A 21,808-nucleotide genomic window follows, 5' to 3' on the forward strand; every position below is an offset into this window, starting at 1 on the left:
GTGGTCTTCCCCTACGATGCACCGCATCCGGATTTGATCGGATTCCCGGTCGGATCGCCCAATCCGGCTGGCGGGTTCGCCACCAAGAGTGTGAGGGTGTGGCTCATGAACATCGGTAGTCGGAAGATCGTCGTGGACGAGGCGATCGCGCAGTTGCGGATCTACTGCGAGTCCAACGGCGCGGTGCTGCGGTACTACGACGGGCTTCCGGGGCTGACCACGGTGGGTGGGTCGGAGCCGGACAAGGTGACGCTCGAGGATCTCGCGCGGACGATGGTGATCGGGTCGGACCTGCGCGCGCTGGACATTCCGTGGCTGCTGGAGGTGGACGCGGACAAGGAGTTCGCGGCGATCCCGGTGGGCGCGAAGCTCGAGGACGCAGCGCCGGGGTCGGAGCTGTTCGAGGCGGCGATCGCGCTGGACGAGAAGTTCTCCGGGCACCGTGGGTTCGGGCAGGCGAAGAAGGCGAAGCTGCTGCACCTGAAGCGGCCGTACCTCTTCCCGGTCAGCGACAGCTTCATCCGGATGACCTACAGCCAGGCGTCGGCCGGCGCCGAGTTCCTGGCGGCGGTGCACCGCGACCTGGTGAACCCGGCGAACGTGCGCGACTTCAAGGCGCTGCAGGTGCGGTTGATCGCCGAGCCGGCGACGTCGGCGGCCAAGGTGCTGTCCGAGGCGCCGACGCTGCGGCTGCTCGACATCCTCGCGTCGCTGCTGGGCGAGGCGAAGTAGGCGGTACGGCGTACGGGGTTACATCACGCCGAGGCGGGCCAGTGGTTCCACCAGTTCGCGTTCTTCGTAGGACAGGTGGGACAGGAGGGTGTCGTCGAGCAGGTCGACGGCGGCGCGGAGGTCGTCGAGGGTGCCTTCGCCGGAGACCAGGCTGACGAGCGCCTTGTCGACGTTCTCGAGGACGTCGTGGATGACCAGGTGCTCTTCCTGGAGGCGGTCGACGACGGGCTTGAGGCGGTCGTCGGCTCGGCGCAGGCGTGGGAAGAGTGAGGCGTCCTCGATGGAGTGGTGTGTGGTGACGAGGCGGCAGTAGGACTCGCAGTAGGTGCCGAGGGTCCAGTTGTTCTGGCGCATGGTCATGGTGTTGATGTGGGAGCGAGCCGCGCCGACGCCCATCGAGCCGGCGGCTACCTGCTCGACCAGGTCGTGGATCTGCTCGAGCTCGGCGCGGAGGTGGTCGTGGACCTGGATCAGGTGTTCGCCGGAGGAGAGCTGGTACGGCGTGTAGGTGCGCTCCGGGTCCAGCGCTGGGCCGGTCGGGCGGGTTGATTCGTCCCACACCTGTACGTCGCTGCGCCGCTCGGTCGACGGAGGAGTCGGTACGACGGGGAAGGTGGCTGAGGCCGGCGCGGAGACCGACACGGCGGAGCCGGCGGTGCGGTTGTTGGTGGGGTGGACGTCCCCGGAGCCGGCGGCATTCGCCGCGGCGGAGGTGGCTGCCATCGCCGCGGCGCGGGCTGCGGTTACTGATTCCTTGACGCCCTCGGCGACCTCGGCGAAGCGGCGGATGTCGTCGGGGTTGTCGGACGCCAGGATGTACGTGCTCATGCCCTCGGTCAGGGTCAGCTCCGTGAGCTGCTCGATCCACAGGGGCTCCGGCCCCTGGAGGAAGCCGCCTGAGCCGGTGAAGGTGCCGGAGAGGTTGTAGAGGCGACGGACGGCCGACGGGTCTCGGCCGGCTTCGACGGCTGCCTCGTCGATGAGCTTGTTCATCGCGGTGAGCGCGTCGGGGCCCGTGTAGCCGCTGGACGGGACCCAGCCGTCGGCCAGGCGGCCGGTCAAAGCGAGCATGCGGGGCTTGTACGCGCCGAGCCAGATCTCGACCGGATGCGCGGGAGCTGGGCCGCGCTTGGCGCCGTTCAGGGTGTAGTGCTTGCCGGGGAAGCGGATGCCGCCGCCCTCGGGCGTCCACACCTCGCGGATGATCGCGAGCGCCTCCTCAAGCGCCGTGATGCTCTGGCCGGCGGTCAGCTCAGGCCCGCCGTTCGCAGCGACGGCCTCGCGGAATCCACCGGCGCCGAGGCCGAGTTCGACGCGCCCGCCGGTGATCAGGTCGAGCGACGCGACGCTGCGCGCCAGTACGACGGGATGCCGCAGCGGCAGGTTCGCGACGTTGGTCGCGACCTTCACCGTCTGCGTGTGGGCGGCGATCACGCTCAGCAGGGTCCACGCGTCGGCCAGCCGTGGCTGGTACGGGTGGTCCTGCAGCGTGACCAGGTCCAGCCCGGCCTGCTCGGTCAGCTGGGCCAGCGCGATCACGCGGTCGACCTGATCGATCGTCGGCGTCAGGAACGTTCCGAAGACCAGCTCGTGCCCGTAATCCACGTCCACACCCCACAACTAGTTCGTGTCACGTATTATCGTCCTGACGAACAAATTACTTCGTGACACGAACATTCACAACTCAGGAGGACCCAGGATGGATGAGACGCTCAGCACGGCGAGCAGTCTGGTCCGCCTCACCCACCTCGTCCACACCCTGTACGCCGAGGTCGGGCGCGGCTGCGACCTCACCACCGCCCAGGCCCAGATGCTCTGCTCGCTCGGCAACCGTCCGACCGGCATGGCCGAGCTGTCCGCCACTCTGGGCGTCGAGCGCTCCAGCCTGACCGGTCTGGTCGACCGCGCCGAGCACCGCGGCCTCGTCGTACGCCAGCCGGACGCGCAGGACCGCCGGGCCGTGAAGGTCACGCTGACCGCCGAGGGCCTGGACGCCCTGCACCGGTTCCACGACGAGCTCACCAAGAAGCTGGAGCAGCTGCTGACCGAGCTGCCGGCCAAGGAGCGCGACCAGTTCACCAGGACACTCCGACGGATCGTCGCCGACGCCCCCGCGGTGTTCGCCGACTAACCAGCGTCCGGCACCAGCGCGTAGGCCTCTTCCAGCGTCAGCAGCCGCCCAGCGGCGTACTCGGCGTCGTACTGATCGCCCAATACGGCCCGAACAGCCTGCTCGATCCGCAGCACGTCCGCACCCTCCGCTGCGGTCACCGGAAGCCCCTCGACCTCACGCACCACAACGGCAGCTCCCAGACACCGTGCTGCGACAGCAGGCGCAGCAACAGCCACCGCCCCCGCGATGCCCTCGAGCGACCACGCCATCGCCCGCCGAGACTCCTGCTCCACCCCAAGCTCGTACGCCTCGACGTGCAGCGCACGCGCAGCCTCCAGCTCGCCCTGCTGCTCCATCAGGAAGCCCTGCTCGTCCAGCACCATCGACAGGTACAGCACCGCGTCGTCCTGCTGCCGGGCCTCGTCGATCAGGTTCTGCAACCGCTTCTCGGCGACGTCCAGGGCGCCACTGCGCCGGGCCGCGAAGCCCAGCACCAGCGCACCGAGCGACTCCATCGGCCGGTTGCCCTGCTCCAGCGCCAGCTGGAACGCCTGCTCGCCGTACGCCGTCGCCTGCGCGTAGTCACCCTCCCGTACGGCGGTCCAGCCGAGCCATCCGTACTCACCCGCCACGTCCGGCCACAGCCCCAGCTCCTCCGCCATCCGCAGCGCCTCGGTGTGCAGCTTCACCGCGCCCCGGAAGTCGCCCACCAGCTCCGCGTGCGAGCCAAGCCAGCCCAGCGCCTGCAGCTGACCCCACCGATCGCCCAACGCACGGAACAGCCGAGCACTCTCGGCAGAGTCGCTCCGCAACGCCTCCAGGTCAGCACGGACATGCGCATGCTTCGCCCGCGCCGCCAGGACAGCGGCCATCCCCCACCGGTCACCGGACTGCTCGAACGACTTCAGGCACTGCTCCAGCATGGCCAGCGCCTGCGTCAGGTCTCCGGAATCGCTGCAGTGCAGGGCCATCCAGAACACCGACCGCGGTCCGACTTCGGCTATGCAGCGATCGCGCAGAGCCGTGGCCTCGCTGTCGCCGTGCAAGTAGAGGTAGCCCGCCAGCCAGGCCGTCAGCTCAGGTGTCTCCGGCACAGCCTCCAGCGACCGCCGAGCCTCAGCAAAGCGCCCACGCAGGAACCAGTACCAGCCAAGCGAAGCGACGAGCTGCTGAGCCAGTACGTCGTCGCCTGCGGCGATAGCCCCGTCCAGCGCACTGCGCAGGTTCCCGGACTCGTCATCCAGCCGCTGCAGCCACACACCCTGCTCAGCGCCGTACAGGTGGCCAGCAGCCACCGAAGCCAGCTCCACGTAGTACTGCCGATGCAGCGAACGCGTTGACTCGTACTCGCCGGCCTTGTGCAGCTTGTCCACGCAGTACGCCGCCACAGACTCCAGCAACCGGTAGCGCATCCCGTCAGCACCAGCCACCGGTACGACGAGCGACCGGTCGACCAGGCGAACCAGTACGTCGAGCACGTCGACCCCGCAGACCGCCTCGGCCGCCTCCGGCGTACAGCCGTCAGCGTGCACGGCAAGGCGCCGCAGGACGACCTGCTCGTCAGGACTCAGCAGCTCCCACGACCAGTCGATCATCGCCGTCAGCGTCTGCTGCCGCGGCGCTGCACCCCGATGGCCGGTCGCCAGCAGCCGGAACCGGTCGTCGAGCCGCGCAACGAGTCCGGCCACGCCCAGAGCCCGGACCCGCGTAGCGGCCAGCTCCAGCGCCAGCGGGATCCCGTCGAGCCGCCGGCACAGCACCGCCACGGCCGACGCGCTGGCGGAGTCCAGCACGAACGCCCGGTCCGCCGCAGTCGCCCGCGCGACGAACAGCTGCACAGCCGTCGACTCCTGCAGCTCCTCGAGAGAGCCTCCTAGCGACGGCACCGCCAGCGTCGGCACGTTCCACACGGCCTCACCGGTCAACCCCAGCGGCTCCCGGCTCGTCGCCAGCACGCGCAGCCCTGGAGCAGAGGCCAGCAGCCGGTCAGTCAACCCAGCGACCTCACTGATCAGGTGCTCGCAGTTGTCGAGGACTAGCAGCCGCTCCCCCAGTACGTCGGCCAGGTGGTCTACGACGTCCTCACCACCGACGTCCCGCAGATCCAGTGCCACCTGCAGCGCGTCAGTCAGGGACCCGGTGATGTCCAGCGCGTCCGACGCGATACCGGCCAGCTCAACCAGCGTCACCCCGTCCCTGTACCGCCCGGCGGCCCGCGAAGCCGCAGCGATCGCCAGCCGGGTCTTGCCGACCCCACCGGGACCAGTCAGTGTCACCAGCCGGTCCTCCACCAGCCGCCCGTCGATCTCGGCCAGGGCGACCCCACGGCCGATCAGCTCAGTCAGCTGCGCCGGCAGGTTGTTTCGCCGGGCCGGAAGCTCCTGAGTCAGCACGGACTGCTGCAGCGCCACCAGCTCAGGGCTTGGGTCCAGGCCCAGCTCATCAGCTAGCAACGCGCGCAGCTGCTCGTAGCTGTCCAGCGCCTCGCTCTGCCGACCAGCGCGGTACAGCGCCTTGATGTGCGCAGCCCGAAGGCGCTCCCGCAAGGGATGCTCGGCAACCAGCGCAGCCAGCGCACTCACGTCGGTGTAGCAAGACTCCTGCGCCCCCAGCCGCAGCTCGCTCAGCCGGGCTACGGTCGTCTCGGTAAAGGCCTCGTCCGCGAAGTCCGCGTACGCCGGGCCGCGCCACAGCGCGAGCGCCTCCTCCAGCCGCCCCTGCTCCAGGTACGCCGTGAACTGCAGCGCGTCGTACGTCGCACTGTCGACCTTCAGCGAGTACCCGGCCGGGCCGGACACCACCAGTGCCCGCGAGCCGGGCTCAGCGTCCTCGAAGGCGCGCCGCAGCTGCGACACCTTCGCCGACAGCGTGCCGGACGGGTTACCGGGCAGGTCCTCGCCCCACAGATCGTCCAGCAGCCGGTCCGCCGGCACCGGCCGGCCCTCGTGCAGCAGCAGGTCGGCCAGCAGCGCCCGTACCTTCAGCCCCGGCACGGTGACCGGCTCGCCACTGTCCGTCCACGCCGCTACCGGCCCTAGCACCCCGAATCGCATGGCCGCACCCTACATTTCGGTGCGTCCGCAACGGACCGGAAAGAAACCGTAAACCCTCTCCGGCAGAGTCTTCCTCAACAGAGCGGAGGTGGACATGAGACTGAACGTAGCGGTGATCGTCGCCAGTACCCGGAGCGGGCGCTTCGGACCCACGGTGGCCGACTGGTTCGCCCAGCAGGCCACCAAGCGTGCAGAGCTCGACATCGACCTGATCGACCTGGCCGCCGCGAACCTGCCGGCGACACTGACCGACGCCGACCAGCCGGCGCCCGCAGAGGTCGCCGTACTGGCTCCCCGGCTCGCAGCTGCCGACGCCTTCGTCGTGGTGACGCCGGAGTACAACAGCAGCTTCCCGGCTCCGCTGAAGACGGCACTGGACTGGTACTACGAGGAGTGGCACGCCAAGCCGGTCGCCATCGTCAGCTACGGCCGGGAGACCGGTGGCCTGTACGCCGCCGCGCAGCTGCGGCAGATCTTCACCGAGCTGCACTCGGTCGCCATCCGCAACACCGTGGCCCTGCCCTGCTACTGGGAGCAGTTCGCCGCCGACGGCAGCTGGCCCAGGCCGGGCTCAGGCTACGAAGGCTCCGTCAAGACCACGCTCGACCAACTCATCTGGTGGGCCAAAGCACTCCGCACGGCCCGTTTGCACACGCCGTACCAACCCTGAGAGGAACCACCCATCATGCGCAAGATCGTCGAAACCACGTTCGTCACCCTCAACGGCATCATCTCCGACCCGCAGGACTGGAGCGGCCCGTACTGGGACGACGAGCACGCCGGCTACAGCATGCAGCTGATGGAGAGCACCGAGGCGCTGCTGCTCGGCCGGGAGACCTACGAGTCCTTCGCCGAGGCCTGGTCGCAGCGCAGCGGCGACCCGTACTCCGACAAGTTCAACTCGATGCCCAAGTACGTCGCCTCGCGGACCCTGAAGGAGACGACCTGGAACGCCGAACTGCTCGAAGGCGACGTCGTCGAGGCCGTCCGGGCCCTGAAGGAGACCGAAGGCGGCGACCTGCTGAAGTTCGGCACCGGCGAGTTCTCCCAGACCCTGCTGGAGAACAAACTGGTCGACGAGTACCACTTCTGGGTCTGCCCGGTGGTCGCCAGCGGAGACCGGATGTTCCAGGGCCAGGACCTGGCCGCGACCCACCTCGAACTGCTCGGCACCACCACCTTCAAGTCCGGCATCGTCGTCCACAAGCTGGCCCCGAAGGCCTGAACCGCCCCGCGTCACCGCCGGTCACCGACCCTCGTCGGTGACCGGCCGACGTGCTTCACCTGTGAGTGCGTGGGTACCGAGGAAGGTGCACGGGGATCTGGACGGACCGGGAACACGGTCCGCAGCCATCGGTCCTCGTGCTGTTCCGGTCGGGGACGAGGTGGTGACGTCCCGACTGGAGGATTTGATGGAGATCATCGTCATCGTGGTACTGGCCGTCGTACTGGCCGGTGCGGCGCTGTTTTTCTACCAGCGCCAGCGGTCCGGGCAGCTGCAGAACAGGTTCGGGCCCGAGTACGACCACGCCGTCGAGGAGTCTGGGGACAAGCGCACGGCTGAGCGGGATCTGCGCGGACGCGAACGGCGCGTCTCCAAGCTCGACGTCCAGCCGCTGAGCGGCGAGACCGCGGAGCGCTACCGCGCGGAGTGGAACACGGTGCAGGCCGGGTTCGTGGACGAGCCGGGGCAGGCCGTCGAGGACGCCGACCGGCTCGTACTGCGGATGATGCGCGAGGCCGGCTATCCGGTCGACGAGTTCGACCAGCGGGTCAGCGACATCTCGGTCGATCACCCCGAGGTCGCCGAGCACTACCGCGCGGCGCACCGGGTCGCCGTCGCGCGGGATCGCGGCGAGGCCGACACCGAGGAACTCCGCCAGGCCGTCACGGCGTACCGGCAACTCGTCGACGCCCTGCTGACCGACCACGACAACACCAAGGAGCAGGCATGACCGACCGCCCGGAAGACCGTACGGAAGACCGTTCGCCCGACCTCACCGACGCTGACTTCGCCGACCGCCCGACCGACGAACAAGCGGTCATCGACGACGAACAGCCTGTAGTAGAAGAGGAAGCTCCGGTCGAGGTCGCACCTGAGCAGCCGGCGACCTCGACCGACGGACCGCTCGTCGCCGAGGACGCCGCGGTCGACTTCCGCTCCCGCTGGGAAGTCATCCAGCAGGGCTTCGTCGACGATCCGCGCCAGGCCGTGAGCGAGGCCGACAAGCTGGTCGACGACCTGCTCAACCGCCTCTCGGCAACCTTCGACGAACAGCACCAGGACCTCGAACGCCAGTGGTCCGACGGCGAACCGTCGACCGAGGACCTCCGCGGCGCCCTCCAGAAGTACCGAGCCTTCTTCCAGCGCCTGCTGACCCTCTGACCGACCGAGCACCGACTGAGCGCGCCCCGGGAACGGAGTCCACGATCCGTTCCTGGGGCGCGCCAACGTTGTCCCGACCCGCCGGCGTCTCCTTCCTGTCTTCCCGCGCGCCACCTTCACCCGCGTCGGCAACGCCCACGCGATGGTCTGGGACAACTGGACGGCGGCCTGCCCGCCGCGAAGGAATCGGGTCCCGCGGCCGATGTCAAAGCCGCGCGGTCCGCTCCGACCACTGGGCACCACCACGTCGAAGGAGCAGGATCATGCGAAAGACCATGTACTACGTGCACCAGTCGCTCGACGGTTTCATCGAGGGGCCGAAGGGCGAGTTCGACTGGGCGCAGCTCGGGCCCGAGCTCGGTGCCTACTCGATGGGGTTGGCCGAGCGCTCGGATCTGTTCCTGTACGGGCGGACGGTCTGGACCATGATGTCGTCGTACTGGCCGCACGCGCTGGAGCTGCAGCCGGATGAGCAGCACGTGCGGGAGTTCGCGCCGGTCTGGCTGGAGACGCCGAAGCTGGTGCTCTCCACGACGCTCGACGACGATCTCGGCTGGGGCACCGGCGTGATCCGCTCGCCCGAGGAGCTGCGCGCGCTCAAGCAGCAGCCGGGCAAGGACATCCTGATCACCGGGAGCGCGAGTGTCGCGCACTCGCTGGCGGAGCTCGACCTGCTGGACGAGTACCACGTGATCGTGCACCCGGTCGTGCTCGGCGGCGGCAAGCCGGTGCACAAGCCGGGCGCGGACCGCATCGAGCTCCCCCTGACCGAATCCCGGGTGCTCGACGGCAAGACCGTGCTGCTGCGGCACGATCGCAGGTGAAGTCCCGGCCGCGGCCGAAGGTCAGGACTTCTGCAGCGAGCTGAGCAGCCGGCTCTGGGCCTGCTCCAAGTGGTACGCCATGTGCTCGGCCGCGGCGGTCGGGTCGGCGGACTCGATCGCCTGCAGGATCGCCGCGTGCTCGGCGGCGACCGTCGACGGCTTGGCGGTGCGGTGGGCCTGGTACTGGCCCATCGTCAGGTGCACCTCGCCGATGATCAGCTCGTGCATCCGCGACAGCCGCCGGCTGCCGACGCCCGCGACCAGCGCACTGTGGAAGGCGATGTCGGCCTCGACCTGGTTCTCGAAGAGCTTGTCGCGGGCGGCGTACTCGATCGCGACCTGGGCCTTCGCCGCGGCCGGCGGGACCTCGCCGCCGGTGGCCAGGGTGGAGACCGCGGCCTTCTCGATCGTCACCCGGCTGAAGAACAGGTCGCGGATCTCGTCCTCGTCGAGCGTCGGTACGACGGCGGTCTTGTGCGCCGTACGCCGGAGCAGCCCGAGCGCGGTCAGCCGTTCGAGCACGGCCTTCGCGGTCGGCCGGGCCACGTTGTACTCGCCGGCCAAACGGACCTCGGTGAGCTTCTCCCCCTGCGGAATGTCGCCGTTCACGATGCGCTTGCGCACCGACTCGTAGAGCGCCTCGGTCAGCGAGGACGGCCCGAGCTCCAGACTCGATTCGGTACCCACCGGGCACCCCTTCCGGTCGAATGGTCAGGCAAGTGTACTGGCCATCCAACCCCCGGCTAGTAGCCCGCAGCCTTGTCGACCACGTTCACCAGTTCCTGCCCTGACAGGAAGCGTCGCAGGTTCTCCCGCACGATCTCCTCGCCACGCCGGACGGTCCCCGGACTGGTCGCGCCGTTGTGCGGCGTCACGATCACGTTCGGCAGGTCCCAGAACGCGCTCTCCGGCGGCAACGGCTCGATCCCGTGCGCGTCCAACCCGGCGCCGGCGATCTGCCCGGTGCGCAAGGCGTCCAGCAGCGCGTCGTCGTCCGCGATCCCGCCGCGCGAGATGCAGACGAAGTACGCCGACTCCTTCATCCGGGCGAACTCCACGGCCCCGAAGCGTCCAGCCGTGTCTTCAGTCCGAGGCGCCGTCACGACGATGAAGTCCGACTCGTCCAGCAGTTGCTCGAAGGACACCTGCTCGACGTACGGCGAGGGCTCGCCGGCACGTCGTCGTACGCCGATCACGCGCATGTGGAAAGTTTTGGCCTTGACCGCCAGATCGAGACCCGAGTGCCCGAGCCCGTAGATCCCGAGCGTCAGCCCGGCCAGCTCGCCGTGCGTGAACCGCTCCCAGCGGCGCTCGGCCTGCGCCTTCATCCAGCGCGGGACGTCCCGGTTCAGCATCAGTATGAGCAGCATCGAGTGCTCCGCCAACGGGATCGCGCCGTTGCCGACCGACGAGGTCAGAACAACGTCCGACGCCAGCATCTCCGGCGACAGGTCCGCGTCGACGCCCGCGGCCGGGCTGTGCACCCACCGCAGCTTCGGCGCCTTCGCCAGCAAATCGGCTGGGATCCGCCCGATCACCGCCTCGACCGACTCCAACGGCACGTCGTCGAAGCTGTCGACGAACCGCAGCTCGGTGCCTGCGGCAACCTCCACCAGGTCGGCCCGGTGCTTGCCTACTACAACGATCATTTGAGTCCCGTCGTCGCGATACCCCGGATCAGGTACTTCTGGGCGAAGGCGAAGAAGACCAGGATCGGCAGCAACGACAGCAGGGACATCGCGAACAGCATGCCCACGCCGGTCTGCGTCTCGGAGTCGACCATCGAGTTCAGCGCCACCGGCACAGTGAACACCTGCGTCCGGGTCAGGTAGATCAGCGGTACGAAGAAGTCGTTCCAGGTCCAGATGAAGGTGAAGATCGTCGTGGTCACCAGGGCGGGGCGCATCAGCGGCAGTACGACGTACCAGAAGGTCAGGAACGGTCCGGCACCGTCGATCCACGCCGCGCGGTCGAGCTCGCGCGGCAGCGTCCGGATGAACTGCACCATCAGGAACACGAAGAACGCGTCGGTGGCCAGGAACTTCGGGATCAGCAGCGGCCAGTAGGTGTTCACCAGGTCGAACTGGGAGAAGAAGATGTACTGCGGGATCACCAGCACGTGGAACGGCAGCATCACCGAGGCCAGCGTGATCGCGAAGTACACCTTGCGCATCCGGAACTGCAACCGGGCCAGCGCGTACGCCGTCAGCGAGCAGCTGAACAGGTTGCCGACGATCGAGCCGAGCGTGACCAGCAGCGAGTTCAGGAAGAACACCGAGAACGGCCGGTTGAGCGCGTGCCAGCCGTCCTTGAAGTTGTCCAGGGTGAGGTCCTTCGGGATCAGCCCGGGGTCGGTGAGGATCTGGTCGGCCGGTTTGAAGGCGCTGACCACCATCCAGACCAGCGGGTAGATCATGAACGCGACGAAGATCAGCAGCCCGGTGTGCTTCAGCGCCGCTTTGATCCGTCGCTCCCGCAGCGGCGGAGCCGAGATGAGCGTCATCAGTTGTCTCCGTAGAAGACCCAGTACTTGGACGCGACGAAGTGCAGTGCGGTGACCAGGCCGATCACGGCCATCAGCACCCAGGCCAGCGCCGACGCGTAGCCCATGTCGAAGGCAACGAATCCCTGCTGGTACACGTACAGCGTGTAGAACAGCGTCGAGTTCGCCGGTCCGCCGGTACCACCGCTGATGATGTGCGCCTGGGTGAAGGTCTGGAACGCGCCGATCGTCTGCAGGATCAGGTTGAAGAAGATGATCGGCGTCAGCAGCGGCACGGTGACGTGGGTGAACTGGCGCCACACGCCGGCGCCGTCCACCTTCGCCGCCTCGTACAGCTCGTCGGGGATCTGCCGCAGCCCGGCCAGGAAGATCACCATCGGCGAGCCGAACGTCCAGACGTTCAGGATGATCAGCGTGGCCAGCGCGGTCCTCGGGTTCTGCAACCAGCTCTCGCCGTCGATCCCGATCACCGCCAGGCCCTTGTTGATCAGGCCGGCGTCGCCGAAGATCTCCCGCCACAGGATCGCGATCGCGACGCTGGTCCCCAGCAACGACGGCAGGTAGAAAGCGCTGCGGTAGAAGGCCAAACCGCTCAGCCCGCGATCCAGAACGAGGGCCAGCAGCAACGCGAATCCGAGCTGCAGCGGGACCGACACCACGACGTACACGAGGGTGACCTTGACCGACGCCCAGAACTGGTCGTCGTGCACCATCCGGCGGAAGTTCTCCAGCCCGGACCACTCCGGCGGGTTGAGGATGTCGTAGTCGGTGAAGGCGAGGTAGAGCGACGCGAACAGCGGCACCGCGGTGATCAGCAGGAAGCCGAGCTGCCACGGGATCAGGAAGATGTGGGCGGCCCGGCCCTGCCGGTTGAGGTGGAAGGCCGGCCGCTTGCGCTTCGGCCCCGCCGGTTGCTCGACCGCCGGCTCGCGGTCGGTCAGCATGGTCATTGCGCTCGCTTGATGCCGGCCGCGATCTCCTCGATCATCTTCGCCGAGCCGTCGGACACACCGCGCTTGCCGAGCGCGATCTCCTCGCAGATCCGGGCCATCGTGGTCCGCCAGGTGCTCGACCCGGGCGGCGCCTCGAACCGCGGCTTGCGCTGCGCGGCGCGGTCGGTCGCGACCACCGCGAGCATCTCCTTCTCGTCCGGGCTGGCGAACGCGCCCGCCTGCTCGGCGACCTTCGGGTTGGTCGGCGCGCCCATCGTCAGCCGGACCGTCTTCAGCATCTCGGCGTTGTTGACGTTGTAGTCGAGCACCTTGCCGGCCGCCTCGAGCTTGTCGTCGTCGATGCGCTGGTAGATCGCCATCCGCGGGAAGTACAGGTACTTGTGCCCGGCCACGGCACTGCCGTCGACCGGCATCGCGCGCAGCCGGAACTTCTCCTGCGGGAACATCTTCGCGTCGTCGATGATGTGGTTGGAGTTGCCGAAGTTCACCAGGACCTTCTTGCCGACCTGGGCCCAATCGGGACCCATGCCTTCCTGCTCGCTCAGCGAGAGCGCGGCCCCGGCCTTGCGCAGCTTCTCCCACCACTCCAGCCAGCTGCCGAGACCGTCCGCGGTGAAGCCGACCTGGCCGTCCTCGGTCCACAACTGCTCGCCGCGCTGCCGCAGCCAGGCCTCGAAGGTGAGGTCGTGATCCGGCGCGTACGGCGTGCCCTTGCGCTTGGCGGGATTGCTCTTGCTGTACGTGATGAGCAGTTCGGAAAACGCGTCCCAGTTCCAGCCCGCGCCGTCCGCCGGCAGCGTGACACCGTCGGCCTTCGCGACCGTCTCGTTGTACCGGATCACCGGGACGAAGATCGCGAACGGCACCGTGTTCAGCTCGCCACCCAGCTTGAAGGTCTCCAGGTCCTCCTTGCTGTAGTCGCCCCAGTTCAGCGTCGGGACGTCGTCGAGCGTGCGGTACAGCTTGCTCTTCGCGTACGTCATCACCTGCGGCGACGCGATCCAGAAGATGTCCGGTACGTCGCGGGCCGCGATCTGCGTGGTCATCCGCTCCTGGAACGCGCTGTACTCGGCGAACTCCGGCTCGATGCCGATGTCGCCGTTGGCGGTGCTGAACTGCTGCAGCGCCTTGGTGTAGTTCTGCTGACGGATGTTGTTGCCCCACCAGGCGTACCGCAGCGTCGTCTTGCCCCCGGCTTCGCCACCCCCGCCACTCCCACCGCAGCCGGCCACCGCCGCCACGGACAGGCTCGCTGCCGTCGTCCCCAGGGCGAGCCTCAGAAACCCTCGCCGATCCAGTCCGGTCATCACGGTCTCCCGTTTCCTCAGGGTGGCTTCATTGTTTGTTTCCGACACATGACGGTCAAGAGGTCATGCATAGTTGTTTGACAATTTGTCAAAAGACAAGTGTCTCGAAGAGCCCGAGCGCGGGCAGCTCCACGCGGCCGTCGATCACCGGCAGCCGCACGCCGGCCCGCAGCAGCTCGACGCTCTCCGCATCCAGCAGCTGGATCCAGGACGGCCCGATCGGCAGCGGCTCGGCGAACCTCTGATCGGCATCCCCCGACCTGTTCAGCAGGTGGATCACCCGTCCCGCCACCGACTCACCGAGCACGATCTCGACCTGCTCCGGCAGCCCGGTCTCGACCTGCTGCCCACCCGCCCACAGCACCTCGTCGACCACCAGCTCGCGATGCGCGCTCAGCCCGACCTCGCGGTACGCCCGCCCGACCGTCCACGGCAGCATCACCGCCCGGCCTTCCCCGTACGACGCCCGCAGGCGTCCCGCGTGCTCCAGCTCGAGATGCCCGTAGCACTTCTCCGGCGGTCCGTACGGCGCGCGCGATAGCGCTCTCTGACCGATCTCGGCGCGCGCCGACGGCTCGACCAGATCGAACGCCCCGACCACCGGCACCACGCCGTACCCGGTCCGCAGGTGCAGGGACCTGACGGCTTCCTCGGTGTCGTGACTCGCCAGCCGCCTCACCGCCGGCAAGCACTCCAGCTGGATCTCCTCGGCAACGATCCCACTGTTGCCCGTAGCAACCACAGCGCCGCCGGCCGCGCAGTACCGGTCGATCGCCGGGGCGTCACCCAGGGGGCCGAGATCGGGCAGCACCACCACGGCGTACCGGCCGAGCTCGATGTCCCCGAGCCGCTCCTCCGGCAGCACGTCGAACGGCACATGCCGTTGCAGCAAAGCGAGATAGAGCCCCTGGAACTCGCGCGTCGCGCCCGACTTGAACTGGTCCGGCCGGACCAGCAAGGTCGTTGCCGCGGGCACGAGCTCGCGGTAGACGTCGTGGTGATCGCGGTGGAACCGGGTCAGCTCACCGGCGACGTGGAGGCACTCGTACGGGTTGTCCTTCGGCGTGCCCATGATGTACGTCGACGGGTTGGCGCCGCGCGCGATCGCCTGCACCAGGTACTGCGCGAAGTGGTGCGGCTCCTCGCCGGCCATCCGGTACGGCATGTCGACGAAGCCGACCGAGTTCGTCAGCACTGGAACGGCCGGGCGGAAGGTCTTCGCGGAGCTGACGGCCTCGCTGGTCCGGTGGTGCCACAACGGCCGGCCGACGGCGTTGTTCGCCTCGTGGAAGACGATGTCGGCGCGGTCGCCCAGCACGAGCGGCGCCTCGGGACGCCTTTGGGCGAGATGGTCGCGGATCCGGCCGGTGAGGTCCGCGAGGATCTCCCGGGCGAACCGCTGCCAGGTCTCGTACCCGGGCGATCCCTTGTCCTCGGGCAGGCTCTCGCCGGGCGCGTACTCGGCGTACCGGCTCATGCAGGCGAGGCAGTGGCAGACGCCGCGGTACGCGCGGCTGTAGTCGACCTCGTTGAACGACATCCAGTTGCAGAAGAAGCCGTCGACGGGATAGCGGTCGAGCACCTCGTCGAGGACGTCGAACAGCTTGGCCTGGTAGTAGTCGCCGCTCGGGCAGACGCTGGTCAGGCCGTTGTAGACCTGCGGATCGCCGGCCGCGTCGACGAAGCACCAGTCCGGGTGCTGCTCGGCCCGCCGGTGGTCGATCTTGGAGAAGTCCATCCGGCCCATCACCCGGATCCCACGCCGCCCGGCCGCCTTCACCGCGTCGCCGACGAGGTCGCCGGAGGCGCGCTGGGAGAGGTACGGGTTGCGGGTCTGGACGTCGAGGTCGGTCGGGTAGTTGGACAGGATGCCGCCGACGCTCAGCAGCCAGGTGTCGGCGCCGAACTCCACCAGGTAGTCCAGCACCTCCTCCACGTCCAGGCCGGCGTCGATCTCGCGCAGGTTGGTCTGGAACATCCGGAACGGGTCCTGCCACCAGAGCCGGCTCATCGCCCGCGCCTCAGCGTCTTGTAGAGCGCCGAATGATCCAGCTCGCCATCGCCGTCCGCGATCGCCGCATTCATCAACTGCTGTGTCGAGGCAGTGTTCGGCAGGGCCAGATCGAGCTCGGCCGCTGCCTGGATCGCGAGCGCCAGATCCTTGCGGTGCAAGCGGACCCTGAAGCCGGGCTCGAAGGTCTGCTCGACCATCCGCTCCCCGCGCAGCTCGAGAATCCGCGACTGAGCGAACCCACCCATCAACGCTTCCCGTACGACGGCCGGATCCGCGCCCGCCCTCTCCGCGAACAACAGCGCCTCCGCGACCGCCTCGATGGTCAGCCCGACGACGATCTGGTTGGCCACCTTCGCGGTCTGCCCGGCGCCGGTCGCGCCGATCAGCGTGATGTTCTTGCCGAGCGTCTCGAACAACGGCCGCGCCCGCTCGAACACCTCCGGCCTGCCGCCGACCATGATGGTCAACGTCGCCTGCTGCGCGCCGACCTCACCACCGGAGACCGGCGCGTCCAAGTAGTCACACCCAACGAGTCGCTGCGCGAACTCCTTGGTCGCGGCCGGCGAGATCGAGCTCATGTCGATCACCAACGTGCCGGGCTTGAGGCCTTCGGCAACTCCTTCGGGGCCGAAGAGCGCGTTCTCGACGTCGGGGGTGTCCGGCAGCATCAGGATCACCACCTCGGCCTCGGCCGCCGCCTCAGCCGCCGATGCGCAGTGCGTACCGTCGAGGCCCTCGCGTCCGCGGTACAGGAACAACTCGTGGCCCGCTCGTGCGAGATTGGCCGCCATCGGCGTACCCATCACTCCGAGTCCGACGAAGCCGATCCGCATCACGACCTCCAGTCCAGGTGCACGATCTCGAGCAGGCCCGCTGTCGGGAGCGTCACCACCGCCCGGCCGTTCTCGACCGTTGCCTCGACATCGACCTCCGCGACCAGCAGGCGAGCTCTCACCTGGTCCGTGGGAACGGCGACCGACACGGTTTGCGGAGGCAACGGCAACGTCTCCCGGATCGGGCCGCGCATCGCCATCGGGTTGGTCAGGTTGACCAGGGCAACGGCCACCTCGTCGGTTCCCCGATGGACGGCGAGGTCAACCAGGCCGGCGCCCTCGACGGTGACCTCGGGAACCTTGCCCAGGGCCCACGACACGGCGTTGGCGACGAGCTGACCGTGGTCGGTCTGCAGCGCCTCCCAGAAGATCGCGCCGAGGTTGAACGGGAAGTACACGGTCCGCCCGCCGCCGGCGTGCTCGCGACAGACCACCGCGGGCCGGTCCGGGGCCTCGCGCGGGTAGACCTCCTCCATCGGCAGGTCGGGGAAGTCGGGGATGAAGCGGAACGGGACCTGGGCATCGTCTGTTGCCGCGACCCCGAGGATGTGAGTGCCGCCGATGATCCGGGTCGTTCCCTCGAAGCCCTGGTTGAGGCGGTGCTCACCGGTGAGTGCGATGTAGTTGTTCTTCACCTGCCGCGCGGGGTCCTCGAGCTTGACCCCGAGCACGTCACCGAGGCCGAAGTCGTCGCGCTGCCGGCCGCGTTCGTCGTACAGGGAGGTCTGGTACGCCGCGACGAGCGAGCCGCCTGTTCGGACGTAGGCCTCGAGCTGAGCCAGCTGGTCGTCGCCGAGTTGCTCGGCGTTCGCGAGCACGATCACCTTGTACGGCGCGAGCCTGGCGGGCGTGAGCTCCTGGTCGGAGACGAACTCGAACGGCACCCGCGCCTCGACGAGCGCCTGGTAGAAGCCGTCCTCGTGGCCGATGCCGTCCGGCGTACGGAGTTGCCCGGCGCGCGTCGGGTCGAGCAGCGCGACCTCGGCGGTGATGCGCAGGTCCTTCAGGACGGGCTCGACCTTGGCGTGCAGGGTGAACGCCTCGACGACCGGCGGGACCCAGCGATGGTCCGGGACGCTCGCGTTGAACTTGGTGAACCACGGCAACGCGCCCTGGGCGAACCCGTCGACGATCCAGGTCTTCGTCTCCTCGGCCGGCGCGACCGAGTCCTTCCAGCGGTACTGGTGGTGCTCGGGACCGACCGACGTGATCAGCCGGACCGGGCGATCGGGGAAGACGCCGCGGTTGCGCTTGCCGTTGCGGCCGGCCGCCCACGGCGCCTCGATACCGGACCGGCCCTGCTTGTCGATGAAGAAGATCGGGTAGTGCTTCTCGACCAGCGCGCGATCCAGGTCGCGGGCGGCGAGCGCGCCGAGGTTGGGGATGAAGCGGGTGTGCGGGCGGAGGTCGCGGACCGCCTCGTCCCAGATCGACACCAGCCGGCTCAGTTGCCGACGGCGCCAACCGACGTACTCGTGCCAGTTCTCCTGGTGCTCGCCGACCGGCAGGTCGAGACCGGTCTCGTCGCGGAACGACTTGCGCGCGCCGTCGCTGTACGAGATGCCGCTGTAGCCCTCCCAGCGGTTCGCGAAGATCGCGTCGACGTCGTACTCGCGGACGATCTCGCGCGCCACCTCGGTGATGAACTCGCGGTGGTACCCGGTGAACGCGCAGGTCAGCCAGATGTCCGGGTGGGCCCAGTGCTCGATTGCGTTGCCGTCGAGGTCGCGGGCCAGCCACTCGGAGTGCGCCGCGGCCGCGTCGGCGTGGATCGCGTGCGGGTCGACCCGGGCCATCACGCTCATCCCGAGCTCGCGCGCGCCGTCGACGAGCGCGCCGAACGGGTCGGTGTCGCCGAGGAACCGGCTGCGGTAGTGGTACTCGATCTGCGTCGGGTAGTAGGCGACGTAGCCGCCGGCGCTGATGCAGGTCGCGTTCGACCGGCTGTCGCGCATCAGGTCGAGCCAGAAGCCGGCGTCGAAGTGCAGCGGGTCGTCCTCGGCCAGCGTGATCTGCGCCCAGCGGGTGGCCCGCTCCGGCCAGTCCGGAGTCCGGTCGGTGCTCAGGGGCGCTTGGTCAGGATCGGTGCGCATGCGGCGGCTCCTCCTGGGATGGGCTGTGGTTAGGATTGTTAGACAAGATTGCATGAGTGGCAAGAGCTGGTGCTAGCCTTTTCGCAGGAGATTTCCGCGGCTTCGAGGTCAGCGCCAACGTGTCGATGCTCTTCACCGAACTGCCGTACCTGGACCGGTACGCCGCGGCCTCGCGCCGCGGATTCCACCTGGTCGAGTCGTGGTGGCCCTTCCCTGGACCGACCGCGTCACCGGCCTAGCTCGACCTGCTGGTGACCGCGCTGAAGTCCGCGGGCGTGACGTTGAGCGCGCTGAACTTCTACGGCGGCGACATCCCCGGCGGCGAACGCGGCGTCGCGTCCCACCCGGACCGGCAGGAAGAGCTCGCGGCGAACATCTCGCAGATGGTGGAGATCGCGGAGCGGACCGGGTGCCGGCTGTTCAACCTGTTGTACGGGCAGCTCGACGATTGCTGGTCCGCTGAAGAGCAGGAGGCCTGTGCTGTCGAGGCGATCCGGTCGGCTGCCGCGGCGGTCGCCGGGTTTGGCGGAACGGTGTTGATCGAGCCGCTGACCGCGGGCCTGAACGGGCGCTATCCGTTGCTGACGGCAACCGACGTACTGGGGTTGCTGGACGGGCCGTTGAAGGACGTGCCGAATCTTTCGCTGCTGTTCGACACGTTCCACCTCGGGAGCAACGGGGTGGACCTGGTTTCTGCCGCCGCCGCGCTTGGCGCCGACCTCGCGCACGTCCAGCTGGCCGACACCCCTGGTCGGGGTGAGCCGGGGTCCGGCGCGGTGGATTTTGCGGCGGTTCTGGACGCCCTGAAGTCGGCCGGGTACTCCGGTGTCGTCGCGGCCGAGTACAAGCCGACCGTCGACACGGCGTCGAGCCTGGGCTGGCTCTGATCGTTGCGAGGATTTTCGCTCCGCTTTCTCCGCCGCCCGGCAGACTGGGGAGATGAACCGGCAGATGACGTGGGCGGGGCTCGCCGCGCTCGGGATGACGGCTGCGGTCGCCTGCACGACGACGGACGACGCGGCACCCCCTGCGTCCGCTCCCAGTACGGCGGTCAGCTCCACACCCGCTCCGTCATCCGTCCCGCCCACCGTGGAGCCTTCGCCGCCGCCACCCTCCACCCCTGCGGCACCGGCACCTGACCCGGTCTCGCTGCAGGCGCTGGCGGCGAAGAAGTTCACCGGCGGCCCGGTGAAGCTCGGCCGCGTGCTGGCCCGCAACCCGGCGTACACGCGGTACTTCGTCACCTACCCCAGCGGCTCGCTGACGATCTCCGGCATCCTCAACGTCCCGTCGACGCCCGGGCCACACCCCGCGCTCGTCCTCAACCACGGCCACATCGACCTGTCGATCTACACCAACGGCCGCGGTCTGATGCGCGAGCAGGACTACCTCGCGCGCCGCGGGTACGTCGTACTGCACACCGACTACCGCAACCACGCGCAGTCGTCGAAGGACCCGTCGTCGGAGGTCAACCTCCGCCTCGGCTACACCGAGGACGCCATCAACGCGGTCCTCGCCCTGCGCACGTCCCAGTACGTCGACCCGGCGCGGATCGGCATGCTCGGCCGCTCGATGGGCGGCGGCGTCACCTACAACGCCCTGGTCACCAAGCCCGGCCTCGTCAAGGCGGCCGTCGTCTTCGCCCCCGTCAGCTCCGACGCCGTCGACAACTTCAACCGCTGGACCCGCCCCAACACCGCCACCGCCGCCGCCATCACCCGAGCCCACGGCTCCCCCACCGCCAACCCCACCTTCTGGCGCAACCTCTCCGCCATCAACTTCTTCGACCAGGCCAAGGACCCCCTCCTCATCCACCACGGCACCGCCGACTCCACCTGCCCCATCGCCTGGTCCACCAAAACCCTCGCCGCCCTGAAGAAAGCCGGCGCTCCCGCGTCGATGTACACCTACCCCGGCGAAGAACACGCCTTCGGCCCCGCCTGGCCCACGTCGATGGCCCGAACCGTCGCCTTCCTCAAGCAGAACGGGCTCTAGGGCTCGGCCCCTACCGCGCTACGGAGTGACCGCCCGCAGATACCGTTGCCCGATCACCCGAAGGTGCTCGACCAACGCGTCCGGGGCCGTGACCTCGAAGTCGATGCCGAGCATGCCGATGTACACGGCAACGACCTCGAGCGACTCCGCGCCGGTCACCAGCACGCACGTGTGATCGTCGACCGGCTCCACGATCCCTACAGCAGCGTGGATCCGGGCCAGCACCTCCTCGGCCGACGCGAAGACCGTGATCCTGGCGTGTACCTTCCACCCGGTCGTTGCCACGTCGCGCAGTACGAAGTCGGTGTAGTCGTCGTTCGGCATCGGCCGCGGCTGGTACCGCCGGCCGATTGCCATCCGCAAGTTCATCCAGTCGACGCGATAGGTGCGCCAGGCCCCTTTCTCGTCGCGCGCGACCAGGTACCAGTACCGCTGCCAGCTCATCAACCGGTACGGCTCGACCAGGATCGCGAACCCGGGCTCGGAGTCCGGTACGGCGTACTCGAACCGGAGGTAGTGCTCGTCCCGGATGGCGGCGGCGATCGTGGTGACCACGACCGGGTCGACCTCCGGATCCGGCACGTTGGAGCCGGTGTTGTCCGGGCCCTTGGTCAGCGTCGTGTGGATCGCGTTGACCTGCCGCCGGAGCCGGTGCGGCAGGACCTGCTCGAGCTTCGCCAGCGCACGCCCGCTGCTCTCCTCCATCCCGCTGACGCCCGCACCGGTCCGCAGCCCGACGGCGACCGCGACGGCCTCCTCGTCGTCCAGCAGCAGCGGCGGCATCTTCGCCCCGATCCCGAGCTGGTAGTGCCCGGCCGGACCACGCGTCGCGTCGATCGGGTACCCGAGCTCGCGCAGCCGGTCGACGTCGTTCCGGATCGTCCGCGTACTGACCTCGAGCCGGCCCGCCAGCTCGGCCCCGGTCCAGGCCGGCCGGGTCTGCAGCAGCGACAACAAGGACAGCAATCTCGACGACGTCTCACGCATGCGGAAAATGATCGC

Annotated in this window: 20 protein-coding genes; 9 read left to right on the plus strand and 11 right to left on the minus strand. The window is 68.6% G+C overall.

The window, feature by feature from the left end; translation table 11 throughout:
• The first annotated feature begins 105 nt into the window (after positions 1–105).
• Positions 106–732, plus strand: coding sequence for a DUF6308 family protein (locus HDA39_RS15030; protein ID WP_184795835.1), 627 nt, complete (start codon positions 106–108; stop codon positions 730–732).
• A gap of 18 nt (positions 733–750) precedes the next feature.
• Here the strand turns inward: HDA39_RS15030 and HDA39_RS15035 are convergent, their stop codons facing one another.
• Positions 751–2,343, minus strand: a complete 1,593-nt coding sequence (locus tag HDA39_RS15035; protein WP_337925751.1) for an LLM class flavin-dependent oxidoreductase — start codon at positions 2,341–2,343, stop codon at positions 751–753.
• 88 nt (positions 2,344–2,431) lie between these two features.
• Between HDA39_RS15035 and HDA39_RS15040 the strand changes: the two genes are divergently transcribed.
• Entirely contained in the window at positions 2,432–2,863 is a 432-nt protein-coding gene (locus HDA39_RS15040) for a MarR family winged helix-turn-helix transcriptional regulator (protein ID WP_184795837.1), read from the plus strand.
• Here the strand turns inward: HDA39_RS15040 and HDA39_RS15045 are convergent.
• Positions 2,860–5,898 carry an AfsR/SARP family transcriptional regulator gene (locus HDA39_RS15045; protein ID WP_184795838.1) on the minus strand — a complete coding sequence of 1,013 codons (3,039 nt, stop codon included), beginning with the start codon at positions 5,896–5,898 and terminating at the stop codon, positions 2,860–2,862. The genes HDA39_RS15040 and HDA39_RS15045 overlap by 4 nt on opposite strands.
• 94 nt (positions 5,899–5,992) lie before the next feature.
• Here HDA39_RS15045 and HDA39_RS15050 point away from each other — a divergent pair, with 94 nt between their 5' ends.
• The 5 genes from HDA39_RS15050 (at position 5,993) to HDA39_RS15070 (ending at position 9,108) form a co-directional block, all read left to right on the plus strand.
• Positions 5,993–6,568 (plus strand): NADPH-dependent FMN reductase, encoded by a 576-nt coding sequence (locus tag HDA39_RS15050; protein ID WP_184795839.1) that lies wholly within the window; start codon positions 5,993–5,995, stop codon positions 6,566–6,568.
• A gap of 15 nt (positions 6,569–6,583) precedes the next feature.
• On the plus strand, positions 6,584–7,123 hold the full coding sequence (locus tag HDA39_RS15055; RefSeq protein ID WP_184795840.1) for a dihydrofolate reductase family protein: 540 nt from the start codon (positions 6,584–6,586) through the stop codon (positions 7,121–7,123).
• A gap of 187 nt (positions 7,124–7,310) precedes the next feature.
• Entirely contained in the window at positions 7,311–7,853 is a 543-nt protein-coding gene (locus HDA39_RS15060; RefSeq protein WP_184795841.1) for a hypothetical protein, read from the plus strand.
• The gene (locus tag HDA39_RS15065; RefSeq protein WP_184795842.1) at positions 7,850–8,284 is read left to right on the plus strand and encodes a hypothetical protein; all 435 of its coding nucleotides are present in this window, start codon (positions 7,850–7,852) and stop codon (positions 8,282–8,284) included. The genes HDA39_RS15060 and HDA39_RS15065 overlap by 4 nt, the downstream gene beginning before the upstream one ends.
• A gap of 263 nt (positions 8,285–8,547) precedes the next feature.
• A complete protein-coding gene (locus HDA39_RS15070; protein WP_184795843.1) occupies positions 8,548–9,108 on the plus strand; it encodes a dihydrofolate reductase family protein in 561 nt (186 codons plus the stop codon).
• Between the two features lie 21 nt (positions 9,109–9,129).
• Here the strand turns inward: HDA39_RS15070 and HDA39_RS15075 are convergent, their stop codons facing one another.
• The 8 genes from HDA39_RS15075 to HDA39_RS15110 form a co-directional block, all read right to left on the minus strand.
• Positions 9,130–9,795, minus strand: a complete 666-nt coding sequence (locus HDA39_RS15075; protein WP_184795844.1) for an FCD domain-containing protein — start codon at positions 9,793–9,795, stop codon at positions 9,130–9,132.
• 56 nt (positions 9,796–9,851) lie between these two features.
• Positions 9,852–10,757: a D-2-hydroxyacid dehydrogenase gene (locus HDA39_RS15080; RefSeq protein ID WP_184795845.1), complete on the minus strand. Its 906-nt coding sequence runs from the start codon at positions 10,755–10,757 to the stop codon at positions 9,852–9,854.
• Positions 10,754–11,611 (minus strand): carbohydrate ABC transporter permease, encoded by an 858-nt coding sequence (locus HDA39_RS15085; RefSeq protein ID WP_184795846.1) that lies wholly within the window; start codon positions 11,609–11,611, stop codon positions 10,754–10,756. Before HDA39_RS15085 ends, HDA39_RS15080 begins: the two co-directional genes overlap by 4 nt.
• A complete protein-coding gene (locus tag HDA39_RS15090; protein ID WP_202893769.1) occupies positions 11,611–12,555 on the minus strand; it encodes a carbohydrate ABC transporter permease in 945 nt (314 codons plus the stop codon). Before HDA39_RS15090 ends, HDA39_RS15085 begins: the two co-directional genes overlap by 1 nt.
• Positions 12,556–12,557: 2 nt before the next feature.
• The gene (locus HDA39_RS15095; protein ID WP_184795848.1) at positions 12,558–13,871 is read right to left on the minus strand and encodes an ABC transporter substrate-binding protein; all 1,314 of its coding nucleotides are present in this window, start codon (positions 13,869–13,871) and stop codon (positions 12,558–12,560) included.
• An 88-nt stretch (positions 13,872–13,959) separates the two neighbouring features.
• On the minus strand, positions 13,960–15,882 hold the full coding sequence (locus tag HDA39_RS15100; RefSeq protein ID WP_184795849.1) for an alpha-amylase family protein: 1,923 nt from the start codon (positions 15,880–15,882) through the stop codon (positions 13,960–13,962).
• Positions 15,879–16,718 (minus strand): 2-hydroxy-3-oxopropionate reductase, encoded by an 840-nt coding sequence (locus HDA39_RS15105; RefSeq protein WP_184795850.1) that lies wholly within the window; start codon positions 16,716–16,718, stop codon positions 15,879–15,881. The genes HDA39_RS15100 and HDA39_RS15105 overlap by 4 nt, the downstream gene beginning before the upstream one ends.
• On the minus strand, positions 16,718–18,811 hold the full coding sequence (locus HDA39_RS15110) for a beta-galactosidase trimerization domain-containing protein (protein ID WP_184795851.1): 2,094 nt from the start codon (positions 18,809–18,811) through the stop codon (positions 16,718–16,720). Before HDA39_RS15110 ends, HDA39_RS15105 begins: the two co-directional genes overlap by 1 nt.
• Before the next feature lie 251 nt (positions 18,812–19,062).
• Between HDA39_RS15110 and HDA39_RS15115 the strand changes: the two genes are divergently transcribed.
• Both HDA39_RS15115 and HDA39_RS15120 read left to right on the plus strand, forming a co-directional pair.
• Positions 19,063–19,698: a TIM barrel protein gene (locus HDA39_RS15115; RefSeq protein ID WP_202893007.1), complete on the plus strand. Its 636-nt coding sequence runs from the start codon at positions 19,063–19,065 to the stop codon at positions 19,696–19,698.
• Positions 19,699–19,750: 52 nt separating this feature from the next.
• The gene (locus HDA39_RS15120) at positions 19,751–20,806 is read left to right on the plus strand and encodes an alpha/beta hydrolase family protein (protein ID WP_238356062.1); all 1,056 of its coding nucleotides are present in this window, start codon (positions 19,751–19,753) and stop codon (positions 20,804–20,806) included.
• A gap of 18 nt (positions 20,807–20,824) precedes the next feature.
• Here HDA39_RS15120 and HDA39_RS15125 read toward each other — a convergent pair whose 3' ends face one another.
• Positions 20,825–21,793 (minus strand): helix-turn-helix transcriptional regulator, encoded by a 969-nt coding sequence (locus HDA39_RS15125; protein ID WP_184795852.1) that lies wholly within the window; start codon positions 21,791–21,793, stop codon positions 20,825–20,827.
• Positions 21,794–21,808: the final 15 nt, after the last annotated feature.

Origin of the sequence: Kribbella italica (genome assembly GCF_014205135.1) — a bacterium.
Lineage (GTDB): Bacteria > Actinomycetota > Actinomycetes > Propionibacteriales > Kribbellaceae > Kribbella > Kribbella italica.

What these genes read in the sequence shown, in the direction of transcription:
- HDA39_RS15030 (WP_184795835.1), top strand. Translation starts at nt 106, where the DNA reads ATGAACATCGGTAGTCGGAAGATCGTCGTGGACGAGGCGATCGCGCAG.
- HDA39_RS15040 (WP_184795837.1), top strand. Translation starts at nt 2,432, where the DNA reads ATGGATGAGACGCTCAGCACGGCGAGCAGTCTGGTCCGCCTCACCCAC.
- HDA39_RS15045 (WP_184795838.1), bottom strand. Translation starts at nt 5,898, where the DNA reads ATGCGATTCGGGGTGCTAGGGCCGGTAGCGGCGTGGACGGACAGTGGC.
- HDA39_RS15050 (WP_184795839.1), top strand. Translation starts at nt 5,993, where the DNA reads ATGAGACTGAACGTAGCGGTGATCGTCGCCAGTACCCGGAGCGGGCGC.
- HDA39_RS15055 (WP_184795840.1), top strand. Translation starts at nt 6,584, where the DNA reads ATGCGCAAGATCGTCGAAACCACGTTCGTCACCCTCAACGGCATCATC.
- HDA39_RS15060 (WP_184795841.1), top strand. Translation starts at nt 7,311, where the DNA reads ATGGAGATCATCGTCATCGTGGTACTGGCCGTCGTACTGGCCGGTGCG.
- HDA39_RS15065 (WP_184795842.1), top strand. Translation starts at nt 7,850, where the DNA reads ATGACCGACCGCCCGGAAGACCGTACGGAAGACCGTTCGCCCGACCTC.
- HDA39_RS15070 (WP_184795843.1), top strand. Translation starts at nt 8,548, where the DNA reads ATGCGAAAGACCATGTACTACGTGCACCAGTCGCTCGACGGTTTCATC.
- HDA39_RS15080 (WP_184795845.1), bottom strand. Translation starts at nt 10,757, where the DNA reads ATGATCGTTGTAGTAGGCAAGCACCGGGCCGACCTGGTGGAGGTTGCC.
- HDA39_RS15085 (WP_184795846.1), bottom strand. Translation starts at nt 11,611, where the DNA reads ATGACGCTCATCTCGGCTCCGCCGCTGCGGGAGCGACGGATCAAAGCG.
- HDA39_RS15090 (WP_202893769.1), bottom strand. Translation starts at nt 12,555, where the DNA reads ATGCTGACCGACCGCGAGCCGGCGGTCGAGCAACCGGCGGGGCCGAAG.
- HDA39_RS15095 (WP_184795848.1), bottom strand. Translation starts at nt 13,871, where the DNA reads ATGACCGGACTGGATCGGCGAGGGTTTCTGAGGCTCGCCCTGGGGACG.
- HDA39_RS15100 (WP_184795849.1), bottom strand. Translation starts at nt 15,882, where the DNA reads ATGAGCCGGCTCTGGTGGCAGGACCCGTTCCGGATGTTCCAGACCAAC.
- HDA39_RS15105 (WP_184795850.1), bottom strand. Translation starts at nt 16,718, where the DNA reads ATGCGGATCGGCTTCGTCGGACTCGGAGTGATGGGTACGCCGATGGCG.
- HDA39_RS15110 (WP_184795851.1), bottom strand. Translation starts at nt 18,811, where the DNA reads ATGCGCACCGATCCTGACCAAGCGCCCCTGAGCACCGACCGGACTCCG.
- HDA39_RS15120 (WP_238356062.1), top strand. Translation starts at nt 19,751, where the DNA reads ATGAACCGGCAGATGACGTGGGCGGGGCTCGCCGCGCTCGGGATGACG.
- HDA39_RS15125 (WP_184795852.1), bottom strand. Translation starts at nt 21,793, where the DNA reads ATGCGTGAGACGTCGTCGAGATTGCTGTCCTTGTTGTCGCTGCTGCAG.